14 protein-coding genes are annotated in these 17,518 nt (G+C 65.7%); 5 read left to right on the forward strand and 9 right to left on the reverse strand.

Features of this window, described 5'->3' with window-relative positions; translation table 11 throughout:
• Window positions 1-195: 195 nt before the first annotated feature.
• The 5 genes from BM019_RS25195 to BM019_RS25215 are packed head-to-tail and all read right to left on the reverse strand — an operon-like array spanning window position 196 to window position 6,889.
• Complete coding sequence (locus BM019_RS25195) at window positions 196-3,279, reverse strand: error-prone DNA polymerase (RefSeq protein WP_092421168.1); 3,084 nt, start codon at window positions 3,277-3,279, stop codon at window positions 196-198.
• On the reverse strand, window positions 3,276-4,691 hold the full coding sequence (locus BM019_RS25200) for a Y-family DNA polymerase (RefSeq protein WP_092421170.1): 1,416 nt from the start codon (window positions 4,689-4,691) through the stop codon (window positions 3,276-3,278). The genes BM019_RS25195 and BM019_RS25200 overlap by 4 nt, the downstream gene beginning before the upstream one ends.
• Before the next feature lie 7 nt (window positions 4,692-4,698).
• The gene (gene imuA, locus BM019_RS25205; RefSeq protein WP_092421174.1) at window positions 4,699-5,316 is read right to left on the reverse strand and encodes a translesion DNA synthesis-associated protein ImuA; all 618 of its coding nucleotides are present in this window, start codon (window positions 5,314-5,316) and stop codon (window positions 4,699-4,701) included.
• Complete coding sequence (gene lexA, locus BM019_RS25210) at window positions 5,316-5,933, reverse strand: transcriptional repressor LexA (protein WP_092421176.1); 618 nt, start codon at window positions 5,931-5,933, stop codon at window positions 5,316-5,318. The genes imuA and lexA overlap by 1 nt, the downstream gene beginning before the upstream one ends.
• Before the next feature lie 38 nt (window positions 5,934-5,971).
• Window positions 5,972-6,889 (reverse strand): LysR family transcriptional regulator, encoded by a 918-nt coding sequence (locus BM019_RS25215; protein WP_085534232.1) that lies wholly within the window; start codon window positions 6,887-6,889, stop codon window positions 5,972-5,974.
• 103 nt (window positions 6,890-6,992) lie between these two features.
• Here BM019_RS25215 and BM019_RS25220 point away from each other — a divergent pair, with 103 nt between their 5' ends.
• The 3 genes from BM019_RS25220 (at window position 6,993) to BM019_RS25230 (ending at window position 11,437) form a co-directional block, all read left to right on the forward strand.
• Window positions 6,993-8,735: an amidohydrolase gene (locus tag BM019_RS25220; protein ID WP_092421179.1), complete on the forward strand. Its 1,743-nt coding sequence runs from the start codon at window positions 6,993-6,995 to the stop codon at window positions 8,733-8,735.
• Window positions 8,736-8,907: 172 nt separating this feature from the next.
• Window positions 8,908-9,645: a TorF family putative porin gene (locus tag BM019_RS25225; RefSeq protein ID WP_009044496.1), complete on the forward strand. Its 738-nt coding sequence runs from the start codon at window positions 8,908-8,910 to the stop codon at window positions 9,643-9,645.
• A gap of 133 nt (window positions 9,646-9,778) precedes the next feature.
• A complete protein-coding gene (locus tag BM019_RS25230; RefSeq protein WP_092421181.1) occupies window positions 9,779-11,437 on the forward strand; it encodes a phosphoethanolamine transferase in 1,659 nt (552 codons plus the stop codon).
• A gap of 132 nt (window positions 11,438-11,569) precedes the next feature.
• Here the strand turns inward: BM019_RS25230 and BM019_RS25235 are convergent, their stop codons facing one another.
• From BM019_RS25235 to BM019_RS25245, 3 genes are all read right to left on the reverse strand, one after another.
• Window positions 11,570-12,451 carry a fimbrial protein gene (locus tag BM019_RS25235; protein ID WP_175510730.1) on the reverse strand — a complete coding sequence of 294 codons (882 nt, stop codon included), beginning with the start codon at window positions 12,449-12,451 and terminating at the stop codon, window positions 11,570-11,572.
• A 445-nt stretch (window positions 12,452-12,896) separates the two neighbouring features.
• A complete protein-coding gene (locus BM019_RS25240) occupies window positions 12,897-13,781 on the reverse strand; it encodes a Dyp-type peroxidase (RefSeq protein WP_092421185.1) in 885 nt (294 codons plus the stop codon).
• Between the two features lie 101 nt (window positions 13,782-13,882).
• Window positions 13,883-14,920, reverse strand: a complete 1,038-nt coding sequence (locus tag BM019_RS25245; protein ID WP_092421191.1) for an AraC family transcriptional regulator — start codon at window positions 14,918-14,920, stop codon at window positions 13,883-13,885.
• Window positions 14,921-15,192: 272 nt separating this feature from the next.
• Between BM019_RS25245 and BM019_RS25250 the strand changes: the two genes are divergently transcribed.
• Both BM019_RS25250 and BM019_RS30875 read left to right on the forward strand, forming a co-directional pair.
• Complete coding sequence (locus tag BM019_RS25250) at window positions 15,193-16,143, forward strand: SphA family protein (protein WP_092421193.1); 951 nt, start codon at window positions 15,193-15,195, stop codon at window positions 16,141-16,143.
• 14 nt (window positions 16,144-16,157) lie between these two features.
• The gene (locus BM019_RS30875) at window positions 16,158-16,310 is read left to right on the forward strand and encodes a hypothetical protein (RefSeq protein WP_175510732.1); all 153 of its coding nucleotides are present in this window, start codon (window positions 16,158-16,160) and stop codon (window positions 16,308-16,310) included.
• On the opposite strand, the gene BM019_RS25255 is transcribed toward BM019_RS30875, so the two are convergent.
• Window positions 16,307-17,515 (reverse strand): DSD1 family PLP-dependent enzyme, encoded by a 1,209-nt coding sequence (locus tag BM019_RS25255; protein ID WP_175510734.1) that lies wholly within the window; start codon window positions 17,513-17,515, stop codon window positions 16,307-16,309. The genes BM019_RS30875 and BM019_RS25255 overlap by 4 nt on opposite strands.
• Window positions 17,516-17,518: the final 3 nt, after the last annotated feature.

The following is a 17,518-nucleotide window of genomic DNA, read 5'->3' on the forward strand; positions in this document are numbered from 1 at the left end:
TACTCAAGTTTGGAGCACAGGCCACGCGGATGGTTTCACCGCATTTTCGCGATTGTCGGACCAGTCGCCATGACGCCGGTCAGGCAACTCAGCCCCGTAGCCGCTGCCGCAGGCTGCGATCGGCCGGAACGGCCGTAAAAGTCTCAAGATCGCTGAAGGCCTTCAGCCTTGTCGCAGCCTGCGGCAGTGGCTACATCAGCGGAAATCGCGGCTACGCACGGTGATACCGCTCAGCAGGTCGCTGAGGTCGCTCAGGCGCCCGGCGATCAGGTGGCGGACCTCGCCTTCGGTTTCCAGGGTGCCGTCGACCTTGAGCAACTGCGCGCCCACCAGGACCTTGCGCTGGCGTTCGGCCAGGTCGCGCCAGACCACCACGTTGACGTTGCCGAACTCGTCTTCCAGGGTGACGAAGGTCACGCCGCTGGCGGTGCCCGGTCGCTGGCGCCCGGTGACCAGCCCGGCGACGCTCACCGGGCGCCCGTGCTCGACCTCCAGCAGCTCGCGGGAACTGCGACAGCGCCGGGCCTTGAGCTCGCCCCGCAACAAGGCCAGCGGATGGGGCCCCAGGGTGGTGCCGACGCTCAGGTAATCGGCCTGCAGGTCTTCGCCGACCGTCGGGCGCGGCAAGACCACCGGCGCTTCCTCCTGGCGCGGCAGGCCGGCGAACAGGCCGAGCTGTTGCTGCACCCCCGCCACTTCCCAGCGCGCCCGATGCCGGTGCCCGGCCAGCCCGCGCAGGGCGCCGGCATCGGCCAGCAGTTCCTGGGCGCGGCTGTCCAGGCGCGCCCGTTGCCCGAGGTCGGCGATGTCGACAAACGGGCCATGCCCACGCGCCGCCTCGATCCGCCGCGCGTCGTCTTCGCGAAAGCCTTTGATCATCCGCAGCCCCAGGCGCAACGCCGGCTGCGCGCCGGCCAACGGTTCCAGGCTGCAATCCCAGGTGCTGGCGCGCACGTCCACCGGACGAATCGCCAACTGATGCCGGCGCGCGTCCTGGAGAATCTGGTCGGGGCTGTAGAAACCCATGGGCCAGCTGTTGATCAGGGCGCAGGCGAAGGCCGCCGGCTCGTGGCATTTGAGCCAGCAGCTGGCATAGGTCAGCAAGGCGAAACTGGCGGCGTGGGATTCGGGAAAACCGTAGCTGCCGAAGCCCTTGATCTGCTCGAAGATCTGCGCGGCGAACTCGTCGCTGTAGCCATTGGCCCGCATGCCGTCGCGCAGGCGCAGGCGATGGGGTTCCAGGCCGCCATGGCGTTTCCAGGCGGCCATGGAGCGGCGCAACTGGTCGGCCTCGCCGGGGGTATAGTCGGCGGCGACAATGGCGATCTGCATCACCTGCTCCTGGAACAGCGGCACGCCCAGGGTTCGCTGCAGCACCTCTTTGAGCGCCGCCGAGGGATAGGTCACCTTCTCCTTTTTGTCACGCCGGCGCAGGTACGGATGGACCATGCCGCCCTGGATCGGCCCCGGCCGGACGATGGCCACCTCGATCACCAGGTCATAGAAGTTCTTCGGCTTGAGCCGGGGCAGCATCGACATCTGCGCCCGCGACTCGATCTGGAACACGCCGATGGTGTCGGCGCGGCCGATCATTTCGTAGGTGGCCGGGTCCTCGGCGGGGATGCTGGCCAGGCTTAGCCGCTGGTCCCGATAGCCATGGATCAGATCGAAACAGCGGCGAATCGCGCTGAGCATGCCCAGCGCCAGCACGTCCACCTTGAGCAGCCCGACCGCGTCCAGGTCGTCCTTGTCCCACTGGATGATGGTGCGCTCGGCCATGGCCGCGTTTTCCACCGGCACCAGGGTGTCCAGCGGCTGTTCGGAAATAACAAAGCCGCCGGGGTGCTGGGACAGGTGCCGGGGAAAGCCGATCAGTTGCCCGGTCAGGCTCAGGACCCGGTGCAGCACCGGGCTGTCCGGGTCGAAGCCGGCCTCCCGCAGGCGCTCGACGGCCGGCGGCGTATCGCTCCAGTGGCCGCAGCAATCGGCCAGGGCGTTGACCTGGTCCGGCGGCAGGCCCAGGGCCTTGGCCACATCGCGCACCGCGCCGGCGCCGTGGTAGGTGCTGACCACCGCGGTCAGCGCGGCGCGGTGGCGGCCGTAACGCTGGAACACGTACTGCAGGACTTCCTCGCGGCGATCGTGCTCGAAGTCCACGTCGATATCCGGCGGCTCGTTGCGCTCGCGGGAGAGAAAACGCTCGAACAGCAGGGTCGAACGGTCCGGGTCGATCTCGGTGATGCCCAGGGCGAAACACACCACCGAGTTGGCCGCCGAGCCCCGGCCCTGGCAGAGGATCGACTGGCTGCGGGCAAAGTTGACGATGTCGTGCACCGTGAGGAAATAGCTCTCGTACCCCAGCTCGATGATCAGCTTCAACTCATCGTCGATCTGCTTGAGCACCTTGGGCGTGGCGCCTCCGGGCCAGCGCTTGACGATGCCGCGTTCGGTCAGCTCGCGCAGCCAGCTGGCGGGCGTCTGCCCTTGCGGCACCAGCTCCCGGGGATATTGGTAGTGCAGTTGCCCAAGGTCGAAATGGCAGCGCTCGGCGATCTTCAGCGATTCTTCCAGCAGGGCCGGCGGATACAGCCCGCGCAAGGCCTCGAGGCTGCGCAAATGCCGCTCGCCATTGGGGTGCAGGCGCTGGCCGGCCTCGGCCACCCGCACGTGATGGCGGATCGCGGTCATGGTGTCCTGCAAGGCCCGTCGCCCACGCACATGCATATGCACATCGCCGCAGGCCACGGCGGCAATGCCCAGCCCTCGGGCCAGCGCCAGCCATTCGCCCAGGCGCCGCTGATCGTCCTGGCCGCAGTGCAGCTCCACCGCCAGCCACAGCCGGTCGGCGAACACCTGTTGCAACCAGCGTCCGGTTTCCTGCTGTTGCTCCTGTGGCTGCTCGTCCGCCAGCCACAGGGCCAACAGCCCCGGCAAGGGTTGTTCGAAGTCTTCGCGCAGCAGCTGGTACTGGCCCTTCTGCGCCCGGCGCCGGCCACGGGTGATCAGCCGGCACAGGCCCTGGTAACCCTCCAGGCTCTCCACCAGCAGCACCAGCCTGGGGCCGTCGTCGAGGCGCATTTCGCTGCCGACGATCAGCGGCAGGTTGCTGTCCCTGGAGGCCTGCCAGGCCCGGATGATGCCGGCCAGGCTGCATTCGTCGGTAATCGCCAGGGCCTGGTAGCCCTGGGCCGCCGCCCGCTCGAACAGCTCGCGGGCACTGGAGGCACCGCGCTGGAAACTGAAGTTCGACAGGCAGTGCAGTTCGGCGTAGCCCTTCATGCGAACCAGCCCTGCAACAGCAAGGGCCCCGCCTCGCCCACCGGGCGATACGCCCAGCCCTGCTGGCCGCCGCGGGTTTCGATCAGGTAGTAATCGCGGCGCACGTCGCCGCCGTCCCACCAGCCGGACTCGATGCGTTCCGGCCCCATAAGGATGCGCGCCGCCCCCTCCGCCAGCACCAGCGGCTCGCGCAGCAGCCAGCCCGGGCGCCGGGGCCCAGGCAGCAGCGGGCAGGCCTGGCTGTCGCCGACCGGCTGCCAGCTGCATTCGGGGCGGTGGTCAGAATGGAAGCGCAAGCCATGCACCGCCTCGTCCCCCAGGCGGGCGCGCAGGCGCTCGCGCAACTGCTCCCAGGGCAGGGATTGCTGCGGGCGCTCGTCGAACAGTTCGCGGTGCTGCGGCACGAAGCGCGGCAAATCCTCGGCCACCAGGCGCACGCCACGTACCGGCGCCGGCACCTGGACCTGCTCCAGGCGCCCGCGCGCCAGTTCGAACAACATCCCCGGCTCGCGCTCGGCGCTGAGCAGGCCGACCTTGACCAGGGTGTCGGGCAGCTCGACATGCTCCAGGTGCAGCTCGAAGCGCTGCACCCCGCTGTCACGGCCACAGAGAAACGCCGCCAGATCGCTGGCCAGGCGGCGCAGGGGAAACAGCAGGGCCTGATGGGACAGCACGTCGAAATTCAACTCGATACGCAGGTCGAAACGGTCCGGCGGCTGATAGAACGCCAGCGCCAGGGAGCGCTCGCCCAAAAGAGTGTCCAGGTGCTTGAGCAAGCCCGGGTCGAAACGCCGGGCCAGGGTGTCCCGGGGCAACCCGCGCACCTGGGCGAAGGTGCGCAGGCCCATGCGCGACAAGGCTGTGGCCGCGCCCGGCGGCAGGCCGAGACGCTCCACGGGCATGCGCCCCAGGGCCTGGCGCAATTGCTCCAGGTCGGTCACCGCCAGCCCGTCGTAGGCATTGGCCAGCACCCGGGCCGCCGCCGGATTCGGCGCGCTGACGATGCGGTGGCGAAAACCCAGCTCGTCCAGTTCCTGGCGCAGGCGCGCCTCCAGCTGCGGCCAGGGGCCGAACAGGCCCAGGCTCGACTCGATCTCGAACACCAGGGTGCGCGGGTAATGCACGCTGACCTGGGAACTGAAGCGGTAAGCCCAGGCCGCGAGAAACTGCTGCCAGCGGGCGATTTCCTCGGCGTCGTATTCGGCGCTGGAGAAGTCCTTGCTCAGGGCCTGGGCGGCGGTCAACGACTGCCCGGGGCGCAACCCCAGCTCGCGGCCCGCGGCATTCACCGCCTGGATCACCCGGCGTTGCGGCGTCCCGCTGAGCAGCGCCAGCGCGGCCTCAGGTTCGGGGCGCTGGCGCAGCGCCGCGTCCAGCGCCAATTGCGGGAACAGAATACAGACCCAGCGCATGGCAACCTCAGGGCCCCGGGGCGAAGGCGATCGGCGCCGAATGGGCCAGGCCGCCGCGGCACTTGAGCACCCGCAACTGCGCCGGCCGCGCCTCCACGGCAAGGCGCAGGGCCGCCGGCGAAGGGTTGATGGCTTCCTTGAGGGAGCGGTAGGCAAAGGCCAGGGTCTGGCCGGTTTCGGCCGCCACCTGCAAACGCCGCAAGGCACGGTCGTCGGCCTGTTGCGGCCAGCACAGCACGGCCCCGCAACTGCCCGAACGCAGGCACTGCTCGGCGGCCCACAGGGCATCCCGTTCGCCGGCCTGGATCACCGCCAGCTGGCGCAGGTCGACCCCGGCGCTCTGCCAGGCCTGGGGGTACGGCACATGGGGCGGCGCCACCAGCACGATGCGTTCGCCGGCGGCCGAGAGCCGGGCCAGGGTCGGCCACAGCAGTTGCAGCTCGCCGACACCCTGGGCGGCGATGAGGATTTCCGTCAGCGCCGCTTCCGGCCAGCCACCGCCGGGCAAGGCCGCGTCCAGCATGGCGTGGCCGGTGGGCTGCGGGCTGGCGGCGGGCGCCGTCGGGCGGCCCTTCCACACCCGGCCGGCATTGAACAGCGTCTCCAGTGCCACGACGGCGCCCATCAGCCTTGCCTCACCAGGCCACAGAACACCCCTTCGATGGCCAGGTCGCGGTCCTCGCCGATCAGGATCGGCGCATAGGCCGGGTTGCGCGGCAGCAGGCGCACACCCTCGGCCAGGCGCTCGAAACGCTTGATGGTGACCTCGCCGTCCAGCCGCGCCACCACGATCTGGCCGTTGCGCACCTCGCTGTCGCGGCGCACCGCCACCAGGTCGCCGTCGAGGATGCCGTCCTCGATCATCGAGTCGCCCTGGACCCGCAGCAGGTAGTCGGGGGTACGGGAAAACAGCGCCGGGTCGAGCAGCAAGCGGCTGTGCACCTCGGCATCGGCGCTGATCGGCAGGCCGGCGGCGACCCGGCCGAGCACCGGGATGTCGAGCAGTTCGGGACGTGGCGGCTGGTTGAGCAGGCGGATGCCCCGGGCCTGGTTGGGGTTGACCTCGATGAAGCCGGCTTCGGTCAAAGCCACGACATGCTTGCGCGCCACGCTGCGCGAGGCGAAGCCGAAGGCCTCGCTGATTTCAGCGAGGCTCGGGGGCTGGCCATGTTCGGCGATGCGCTCGCGGATAAAGGTCAGGATGGCACTGCGGCGGGGAGACAAAGTGATCATGGAGTACATTTGTACTCCTCTCGGATTTTCCTGACAAGAACCGCCAGTCAGCCCAACCCGCGGCTCGCCAGGAACGCGCTGATGTAATCGATGAACGCCAGTACCTTGGCCGTGGCCCGCCGATGGCTGGGGTAGACCGCGAGGATGTGCGGCCCGAAACAGTCGGGGTCGATGGCGTAGTCGGCCATCACCCGCACCAGGCGGCCGTCGGCCAGGTAAGGCGCGGCGCTCCACAACGGGGTGTGCAGCAGCCCGCGCCCGGCCAGGGCATTGGCCAGCAGCAGGTCGTAATTGTCGCTGCGCAGCCGCGGCGCCCGAGGTTGCAGCAAGCTCAGGCGCTGCCCGTCCCGCTCGACCCACCAGAACTCGCGGCTGAGCAAGGGATGGCGATAGAGCAGCCATTCGTGGTCGTCGAGGGTCTGCGGCGTCACCGCCACGCCCTTGCGCGCCAGGTAGGCCGGGCTGGCGCACAAGGCCAGGCAATTGCTGCCGACCACCCGGGCGATCAACCCCGGCAGGTCGTCATGGCCTTCGCGCAGGGCCAGGTCGTAGCCGCTTTCCAGCAGGTTGACGAACTCGTCGCACAGGTCCACTTGCAGATCGATCTGCGGGTACTGCTCGAGGAAACCGCCACACACCTGGTCGAGAAAGGCCTGCCCATAAGCCAGCGGCGCGGTGATTTTCAGGTTGCCGCGCAGGCCATGCTGCAACTGCTCGATTTCCTCGCCGGCCTCCTCCAGCCGCTGCAGGACCTGACGCGCGGTGTCCAGGTAGAGCCGCCCCACTTCCGTCAGCAGGATCCGCCGGGTGCTGCGCTCGAACAAGCGCGCGCCCAGCTCGACTTCCAGGTGATTGACCGCCTTGGTCAGGGCCGAGGGGGTCTTGCCCAACTGCTCGGCGGCGCGGCTGAAACTGCCCAACTGCGCGGTGACCACGAACATTTTCAGTGCACTCAACTTGTCCATGCTTTTTCCATTCAGGCAAAAACGTTTTTCGTCAGCGAGGCGTTCTGTCGGCTCTGGCAAGCCAATAAGCTGGCCATCAGACGCAATAACAAGGAAATACTCAATGAAAAGATTCATCCCGAATCTGCTGGCGATTGCAGTGAGTTTTGCCTCAATGGAAGCCATGGCCGCCACCGATCTGGTGCTGTTCAACGGCCAGGTGTTCACCGCCGACCGCGCCCAACCCAAGGCCCAGGCCCTGGCGGTGGCCGACGGCAAGGTGCTGCAGGTGGGCAGCGACGCGCAGATCAAGGCCCTGATCGAAACCGGCACCCGGGTCATCGACCTGGGCGGCAAGACCCTGATGCCCGGGCTGATCGATAGCCATTCCCACGCGATCTTCGGCGGCCTGGAAATGACCTCGGCCAACCTGCAGGACGAGGTGGTCGGCCTCGACGAGCTGGAGAAAAAGCTGCGTGCCTGGCGCGACGACGGCAAGGCCAGGCATGGCGATGTGCTCAGCATCGCCGGCATGAGCTCGGCCTACTGGGCCCAGGCCGAAGCCCTGGGCCAGCGCTTCAACGCCGGCGAATGGGCCAGGGTGCCGGTGGTGTTCACCGGCAGCGATCACCATACCGCCTGGGCCAATGACGCGATGCTCGAACGCGCCGGCATCGACGCCGCCCTGCTCAAGAACCTGCCGCAGGCCGAGCGCGACACCATCGGCAAGCTCGCCGACGGCCGCCCCAACGGCTTCCTGGTGGACGCCGGCTGGGACCGGGTCGCGGCGAAAATGCCGGTGCCCAGCGCCGCCGCCCTGCTCAACGCGGCGCAATCGGCGGTGCGCTACAACAACAGCCTGGGCATCACCGCCTGGATGGACCCGGCGGCCAACGCGGCTCCCGGCGAGGCGGTGTTCGCCCTCAAGCCCACCGCCCAGACCGTCGGTGTGCTGCCGGCCTACAAGGCGCTGGCCGAGAGCGGTGGCATGAGCGCGCATGTCGCCGCGCTGCTGGTGGCCAACCCGAAAAGCCTTCCTGCCGACCTCGACGTCCTGGAGCAGGTGCGCCAGCAATTCCAGGGCATCCCCAACCTGACCCTGCCCGGGGTCAAGATCTTCGCCGACGGGGTGATCGAGTACCCGGCCCAGAGCGCGGCGATGATCGATCCCTACAGCAACTCGCACAAACAGGGCGAACTGCTGATCGATCCCGAGCATTTCGGCGAACTGGTCAGCGCCATCGACCAGCGCGGCTGGCGGGTGCACATCCACGCGATCGGCGACCGCGCGGTACGCGAATCCCTCAACGGCATCGCCCAGGCGCGCAAGGACCGCCAGAGCGGCATCGCCCACTCCATCACGCACCTGCAGATGGTCAACCCGAAAGAGTTCGCCCGCTTCAAGCCGCTGGGGGTCATCGCCTCGATGCAACTGCTGTGGGCCTCGGCGGACGACTACACCCTGGACATGATCAAGCCCTACGTCAGCGCCCTGGCCTTCCGTTACCAGTACCCGGCGCATTCCCTGCTCAAGCAGGGCGCGACCCTCGCCGGGGCCAGCGACTGGCCGGTGTCCTCGCCCAACCCGTGGAACGCCATCGCCCAGGCCATCACCCGCAAGGGGCCGCTGGGGGTGCTCAACGCCGACGAGCGCCTGGACCGCGAAACCATGTTCTACGCCTACACCCTCAACGCCGCCCGCGCCATTGGCCTGGAGCGGCAGATCGGCTCGCTGAGCGCCGGCAAACAGGCCGATTTCATCGTGCTGGACCGCGACGTGTTCAAGGTCGACGAAAAGGCCCTGCACGAAACCCAGGTGCTGCAGACCTGGTTCGCCGGCCGCGAAGTCTACGTCCGGTCTCTCTAACCCGATGCGTCTAACCCGATGCATCTAACCCAATGCATCTAACCCGATCTCGCTAAACCGACCCATCTAAAAAAACCGATCCACTGCCCCGCCCCACGTCCTTGCGCGTGTGGGCCGGCGCAGCCTTGCCCGAAACCTGCCCATAACAATCACAACAATACGGGACGCCCACATGAAGACCCTCAGCCTGTTCGCCATCGGTGCCTTGAGCCTGTTGCCCCTGGGCAGCCAGGCCCTGCCCTTGAACGATGACTTTGCCGTGGAACTGGAACTGACCCTGGCCAGCGACTACCGCACCCGCGGCATTTCCCAGACCCAGAACGACCCCGCCGCCCAGGCCGCGGCGACCCTGCTGCACAGCAGCGGCCTGTACCTGGGTGCCTGGACCTCCAACGTCGATTTCGGCGGCGGCCTGAAGACCCGCCAGGAAGTCGACTACTACGCCGGCTGGCTGTGGCAGGCCAGCGACGCGGTCAGCCTCGACCTGGGCTACCTCAAGTACAGCTACCCCAGGGAAGGGCAATTCAACCAGAGCGAGGTCTACGGGATTTTCAGCGCCTACGGGATCACGCTGGCGGCCTATTACTCCAGCGACTCGCCGGGCATCGACAGCCGGCAGAGCACCCTGTACCGCTACCTCGGCTACGAAACCGAGCTGCCCCTGGGCTTGGGGCTGGCGCTGCGTTACGGCGAGATGGACTTCAAGGACCCACGATTGATCTCGGCCTCGGGCCAGGGCGAGGATGCCTACCACGAATGGGAGGCCAGATTGACCCGCGAAGTGGCGGGCGTGGTGCTGGGCCTGAGCTATATCGATACCGACCTGTCGAAAAGCCAGTGCACCGGCAATTACGGGTTCAGCGACCTGTGTGGCGCGACCTGGGTCGCCAGTGCCAGGAAGACCTTCTGAATCCGGCGGGCGCTGGTCGGCGCGAGCCGATACGAAAAGCAGCGCCCTTTCGACAGTTTTTTTACCAATGCCGGTATACAGTCAGCAGGGCCACTGCTGGTGTCTTGATCTCTCCCTGGAGGAACGAACTGAAATGGTCTTGGGCAAAAGACTGCGATTCGCGTCAATCACATCGACTCGCCTGGTGCTGCTGTTTTCCCTGGCGCTGGTGCTGCTCTACAACTTCGCCACCTGGCACGCCCTGGGCAACCTGATCAGCCTGCAAGGCCTGCACAAGCTGGCGTTCTTTACCTCCTTCGGGCTGTTCCTGTGGGCCGCCATCACCCTGCTGCTGACCCTGGTGTCCTTCCGCTGGACCCTGAAACCGGCGCTGAGCCTGGTGGCCCTGACCTCGGCCGCCGCCGCGTATTTCATGAACCAGTACGGCATCACCATCGACACGGTGATGGTGCAGAACGTGTTCGAGACCAACCCGGACGAAGCCGCCGCGCTGTTCAACTTCAAGCTGCTGGGCTACCTGCTGGTGCTGGGCCTGCTGCCGGTGGTGCTGATCTGGCGCACCCCAGTGCGCTACCGGCCGTTCTTTCGCGGCCTGCTGAACAAGCTGCTGGTGATCGCCGGCTGTGTGCTGGTGATCGCGGTCTCGGTCGGTGCCTTCTATTCCACCTACGCGCCGATCTTTCGCGAAGAAGACAAGCTGACCCACTTCATCAACCCGACCAACTACATCTACGCCCTCGGCAAATACGCCAAGCAGAGCCTGGGGATCAAGCAACACCTGGTGATCCAGCCGATCGGCCAGGACGCGACGATGAGTGCCCAGGCCAGCGCCCGGGAGAAGAAGTCGCTGATGATCCTGGTGGTCGGCGAGACCGCCCGCGCCGACCATTTCTCCCTCAACGGCTATGCCCGGGACACCAACCCGGAGCTGGCCAAGCAGGACATCCTCAATTTCACCCAGGTGCACTCCTGCGGCACCTCGACCGCGGTCTCGGTGCCGTGCATGTTCTCGATGTTTCCCCGCGAGGACTACAGCGACAAGAAGGGCAAGACCTACGAAGGCCTGCTGGATGTGCTGCAACGGGCCGGCGTGCAGGTGCTGTGGCTGGACAACAACAGCGACTGCAAGGGCACCTGCCTGCGGGTGCCGAACCGCGACATTCCCAAGACCCAGCCGAGCCCCTTCTGCGACGGCAAGAACTGCCTGGACGAAGCCCTGCTGGTGGACCTGCAGCAATACATCGACCGCCTCGGCGACAACGCGATCATCGTCCTGCACGCCGACGGCAGCCACGGCCCCGAGTACTACGAGCGCTATCCGAAAAGCCTGGAGCGCTTCACCCCGATCTGCCACACCAACCAGCTGGGCAGTTGCAGCAGCGAGGAACTGGTGAACGTCTACGACAACACCATCCTCTACACCGACCACTTCCTGGCCCGGGTCATCGAGTTGCTCGAGCACAACCAGCAACGCTTCGACACCTCGATGCTGTACGTCTCCGACCATGGCGAGTCCCTCGGCGAAAACGGCCTGTACCTGCACGCCGCGCCCTACGCCCTAGCGCCGCAGGCGCAGACCCATGTGCCGATGCTGATGTGGTTCGGCCAGCAGGCCCTGAATGACCTGGGCATCCAACGCGACTGCCTGCAAGGCAAGAGCGGCGAGCCGGACCTGAGCCACGACAACCTGTTCCACTCGGTGCTCGGGCTGTTCGAGATCAAGACCAGCCTGTACCAGCCGCGGCTGGACATCTTCCATTCATGCCGGCCGAACATGACGGCAGCGCACTAGCGCCGCTGGATAGCGTTTGGCTTCTGTAGGAGCGGGCGGGCGGCGATCCGACTTGCCCGCGAAGGCCTGCGCGGTTTGCCTGGCACACCGCATCATCGTTTATCGCGGGCAAACCCGGCAAAAGTCATCCGTCTACTGATAACTCATGGTAAAGGTCGCCGCCGCATTGGCTGACCCCGGGCGGACGCTAGTGGCCGTCTGGATATAACGCGCCTTCAACGGGATGGTCACCATGACGTTGCCAAACTCACCCACTTGCCATTGGTTCGGATTGCCGGTTTCCGCCGAGTCCGGGCCATAGCTGACCGGTGTGCCGTCACCGCGCAATATCTGCACACTCACCCCTGAGGCCGTGGTGGGACCCGGCACCAGCGATAAATTACTGGAGCTGTTACCCGGGCTGACAGCATCGGTCAGGGTCACGAACATTCTTGTGGTACTGCCTTCATTCCCCCCTGAACATTTCAGGCGAATCTCCAGCGGAGATAATTTAGTAGTAACACCTGGCCCCGTCATCGAACCGATCGAGACCTTTCCAAGGTTCACCGATATATTAGGAGTCAAAAGAGCACAAGAAGGCACTCTCGGTTTGATCTGCAGAGAGCCACTAATTAAAATCCTGCGAAAATCCGAGCCATGAGCAATAGCCGTAGTTGTGCCAATAAGCCCCGTCAATTGTCCTGACGCCGTGACCGGCCCCGTTTTCACCAACTCCACTATGAACTCTGACCCCGAGGCCAGGGTAAAGACAGTAGTAGAATTTGTCACTTCTTGAGGCCACCATTGACTTGCGTTGACACCTCCTCGAATGCGGATACCGACACCAGCAACCGGAGTTGAATAAGTATTGAACTTCCCTACAGGCCCGAGCCCCCGGTATTGGACATTGCCCACAGTGCTGGTGCATGTGGCCACACCACCCAGCCCTGTTCCTTCTCCTGAAGAGCTGTATATAACCGTACCGTCAGGAACATTTGGATCAAAAGGCTCAGATGCCTTCAGTGGAAGTGTCACGGTAAGCGACTTAACGACAACGCTATCCGACCTCGTGACGGTGCAACTTGCATTAACCTTAAAACAAGCAAACAAGAAGACAGACGATATACAAAACAATAACCTTCCAGAACAAACAGACATACAGTAAAGACCGACAAGAAAATTTGCCGACCTTTATATCACCCCCGCATTTTCGCCAAAGAAAAACACAAAAATTTAAGAAACGTCTTAATAACTCCGCTCACCTTGCATAACGCCAAGCATCAGCCCTGTATATAAGATATGACAATGGCCTTCAGGCAATAAAACCAGATATTTTCAACGTTACCGATGCCTTGTATTTACCTTAATAACGCCACAAGTGAGTCTGTCGGCGTCGCGTGCCAGGAGCAGGGGTCCTCCTCGCTCCTACAGAAGAATGCACACTTCTGTAGGAGCAAGGTTTGCCAGCGATGAGCGCGGATCAGACCGCTTGCAGGGCACGCAGGTCGAGGCGGCCGTCCAGCAGCGGCGGGCACCAGTAGTAGCCGCCGGTGATCGGCCGGCTCATGCGATACAGGCCGTCGACGATGCCGTCTTCCAGGCCGCTCATGCGCCGCAGCTGGACTTCGAAGGCCTGGAGGCTGTGGCCGAAGGCGAGGAACATCAGGCCGCCCTTGTCGCCTTCGATCCACGGCATCGAGCGACGCACCATAAAGGCCTCGGGGGTGAAGCTCTCCTGGGCGGTGCGCTTGACGTGGGCCGAGGCCGGCGCGTCGTCCAGCTCTTCGTTGTCGCTCAGGCGGCGGCCGATGATGTTGTCGCGCTCCTCCTGATGCATCGCGGCAAAGCCCTTGAAGTCATGCTGCCACTGCTGGATCGCGGCGAAGCTGCCACCGCGCAGGCCGTCGCTGCCGTCGGCCAGGGCCGCGGCGATGGCTGCTTCATCGTGGGGGTTTTCGGTGCCGTCCTCGTAACCGGTCAGGTCGTGGCCGGTCTTGTGGCGGAAGGCTTCGTTCATCTGCACCAGGCGCAGCGCCGGGGCCAGGGCGGCCGCCAGGGCGTTGCCGCGGTGCAGCAGTTCGCCGCGGTCTTCGCCATGCAGCCAGACCCACAGCGCATGCTGGGTCGAAGGGTTGTCGACACCGACCCCGGTCAGCGCCGGGAAGGCCTTGAGCCCCTGCACGCGGGCGCCCAGCGCCTTGACCAGCGACGCGCCAAACCCTGCTACCGCCGTTTTCCCGTCCACCAGCGTCAGCAGACGATCGATCGCCGCCGGCAGCGCCTCGATGGATTCGAGGGCGAAAAACAGGTGACGAGCCTGGCTCGGAACGGGGGTGGCAAGAATGCCCGGCTGGTAGTAACTCATAGCGACTCCTTGAAGAAAGCCCGGAGTTTACCCGGAGCACCACAATTTGTGGGGGTTTAGACACCCATGAAGTGATGCGGTGAATGGCCACGCCCCCTGCCCTACGCCTGGCCGCCCTCCTCCCGATAGGCACTGGGGCTGAGGCCGGTCCAGCGCTTGAACGCCCGGCGAAAACTGCGCACGTCGCTGTAGCCCACCGCCTCGGTGATGCGCTCGATGGACAGCTGCGGGTTGGCCAGCAGGCTCAGGGTGCGCGCCCGGCGCACCTGCTCCAGCAACGCGTCGAAGGTCAGGTCATGCTCGCTCAGGCGCCGGCGCAGGGTGCGCCCGCTCATGTTCAGGTCGCTGGCGACCTGGTCGATATGGCTGCCCTGGGTCAGGTCGCGGGAGATGGCCCGCTCCACCGCCTGGATCAGGTCCAGCTTGCGGTGCACCTGGGCGCTTTCCAGTTCCAGCAGCTTGAGCGCCTGGCGCAGGGCCACGGCGTGGTGGTTGGGCAGGCGCGTATCAAGCCATTCGCCGGCGATGACCATGCGGTTGTGCAGGCAGCCGAAGTGCACGTCCGGCCCCAGCAGGCGCAGGTACTCGTCCTGGTAGGCCGGGGCGGCGTGCATGAACTCGACCCGCAGCGCCTGGAAATCGGCGCCGACCAAGGCACGGCCATAGACCGGCAGGCTGGCGAAGAACTCTTCGACGGCAAAGATCTGCACGTCGCTGTAGGGCAGCCGGCATTCGGCCTCGACGAAAAATTCGTCGCCCTGCTGCCGCACCGTGCAGCTGACGATGCCGCCCGAGGTGTGCTGGTGGCGGATGCCGATGTCGAAGGCATCGCGCAGGGTCTTGCACAGCGACAGCACATGCCCCAGCAGGCCCAGGGTGCCGAGCACGTTCTGGTGCCCGACCCACAGGCCCAGGCCCTGCCGGGGCAAGGCCTTGAGCGCGCGCTGGATCATCGCCACGGCCTGGCGGTAGGAGATGCGTTGCGCGGGGTCCTGCAGGTCGTCGAGGGTGAAGCCCAGGCCGCGGCACAGGGCGTGTGGGTCGACGCCGTGGCTGCCGGCGACTTCGGCCAGGGTCTGCAACAGGAAGGGTGAAACCAGGGCCAGTTGGTACTGTGGATCGACGGCTTTCATCTGCATGGGCATCGGGTCCCGAGCCGGTTCGGCTGCAATGCTTATTCTGGTTATGCGCCCCGCTCCCAGACACCGCCAGGGCGAGGCGAGCGCCCGCTCAGCATAGCGTTTTCCGCTCGCGCTCACGCAAGGATGTAACAAGCCATTGCAGGCTGGCCGCGAAAGTCCCCCTCAGTGGCCGCCAATACCCTGCCTGCCCGGGTGCCGAAGGCTTATTCCTATGGGGCGGCCGGAAACCGGCCCACTGCGCGCCCACTGACAATAATAAGAGCCCGAACATGAATTCGACCCGCACCCCTCTCTCCCGGCGCCTCGCCGCCAGCCTGGCCTGCCTCGCCGCCCTGCCCGCCCTGGCCCCGGCCAGCGAATCCGGGGTCGACAATATCGGCCCCGGCACCGACGGTTTTTTCATCCTGCCGCTGGATGTCAACGGCCTGCCGGACCACATGTTCGCCTTCAACCTGTATTACAACCACTACGAAGCGCGGAAGCTGAATATCAGTTCCCTGGGCGGCAAGGTGCCGGACGTGCGGATCGTCTCCGACGCGATCATTCCCCGCCTCGACTACCTGAGCCCGCTGCGGGTATTCGGCGGGCGCCTCGGCGGTTACGTGGCGCAGCCCTATCTGCGCCAGCAGGTAGGGGTCTTCGGCCTCAAGGACCAGCGCGAAAGCATGGGCGACACCACCATCGCGCCGATCATCCTGTGGGACCTGGGCAAGAACCTGACCCTGGGCGCCGCCGTGGAAATCACCATTCCCACCGGCAAGTACGACGCGACGCGCCTGGCCAACACCAGCAACAACTTCTACACCTACAAGCCGCTGGTTTCGGTGACCTGGCTGCCGACTCCGCGCACCGAGCTGTCGCTGAAGACCACCTACAGCTTCAACGAGGAAAACCACGCCACCGACTACAAGTCCGGGCAGATTTTCCACTTCGACTATTCCGCCAGCTACAAGGTGACCGACAACCTGAGCCTGGGGCTCAACGGCTACTACCTGAAGCAGACCAGCGACGACAAACAGTACGGCCGCACCGTGCAGTTTCTCGGCGAGGACGTGGACGACGGCGTGCGCGGCCAGGTGTTCGCCATCGGCCCGGCGCTGTACCTGACCTTCCTCAAGTACGCCAGCGCGGAGATCCGCTGGGCCAAGGAGTTCGACGTGGAGAACCGGCCCGAGGGCGAGATGCTGTGGGCCAAGTTGACGATTCCGTTCTCTTTGTAATGGAGGAGCGCAGCTTGCGCGCGATGAACGATAACGCGGTGGTTCAGACATTCCGCGTCACGGTCATCGCGGGCAAGTCGGATCGCCGCCCGCTCGCTCCTACAGAAGAAGGACGCGCCTGCTCGACTGCCCGCGATGAGGCCCTCGGCAGCAGCACAAAAACCTAGCTATAGACCGGCCAGCGCTCGACGATCCGCCCACCACGCACCGCCAGCAGGTCGCCGAATTGCAGCAGCAGCGCTTCGCTCTGCATCGGCCGCAGGAACACCTGGTCGTCCGGCCCCAGGCCCACGGCGGGCGAGCCGTTGACCATCTCCTGGTTGGAACTGCGACCGAACAGACCGTTGCTTTGCAGCCCCGCCGGCGACTCGAACTCGGCCTGCCAGTTGCCGCCATAGATGAAGAATGTCTCGCGCTGGTTCGGGTCCCACCAGGCCAGCAGCTTCGACTTGTCGTCCAGCGCCGGGATGCGCACCGGGCCCGTGTTTTTCAGCACCGGGGTGGCAATGTAGGCCGCGGGCCGATGTTCGCTGAGGGACGGCAGGTCGTAATGGGTCGGCTTGAGCATCGCCGTGCCCACCGACACCTCGCTGCTCAACTGTTCCCGCTCATGCATGCGGTAGCTGGGGCTGCCGGCGGTATTGAGGGTCAGCCCCGGCTGCCAGAGCGTCGGATGGCGTTGCCGGGTGAAGTCCACGGCGCTCTGGTAGCGCTGCATGACCTTGGCGAACAGCGCTTCGGGCGAGCCGAGAATGCCCGGCACGCCCATGCCGACAAAGGGGTCGTAGCCCATGAAACCGGCGAACTCCAGGTGCTGGGGGTTGGCCGCGATCAGGGTCAGCAGCGGCCCCAGGCCGCTGCTGTCCTTCACCCCACCGCGGTGCAGGCCGACGTCCAGCTCGATATTGATCCGCAACCGGGTGCCCAGGCCGCGGGCCAGGGCCAGGTATTGCTGCAAACGTTCCGGGGTATCGATCAGCCATTGCAACTGCCGGCTCGGGTCGAACCGGCCTTTGTGGCCCTGGTAGAACAGCTCGGCCGAACGCACCGGCAGCGGCTTGCCCAGCAGGATATCGGCCTCGGGAAAACGCATGGCATCGTGATTGAGGAATGGCTGGTGGAACGACATCAGGCGCTGGGTACCGGCACGCTGGCCGATGTACGCCAGCAGCCCCGGCGACGGCAGGGACTTCTCCACCAGCCGCAGCTGCTTGCCGCCGCGCTTGACCGACTGCAGCACCACATCGATGTTGTGGTCCAGGCGGTCGAGGTCGATCAGCAGCACCGGGCGCATCGGGCCGTGGGCCTTGAGTTCCTGGTTCAGCGCGCGGAAATAGTCGCTGTAGGGCCCGCCCCGGTCGGCGGGCCGCAGCCA

Source organism: Pseudomonas sp. NFPP07 (assembly GCF_900115645.1).
GTDB lineage: Bacteria > Pseudomonadota > Gammaproteobacteria > Pseudomonadales > Pseudomonadaceae > Aquipseudomonas > Aquipseudomonas chlororaphis.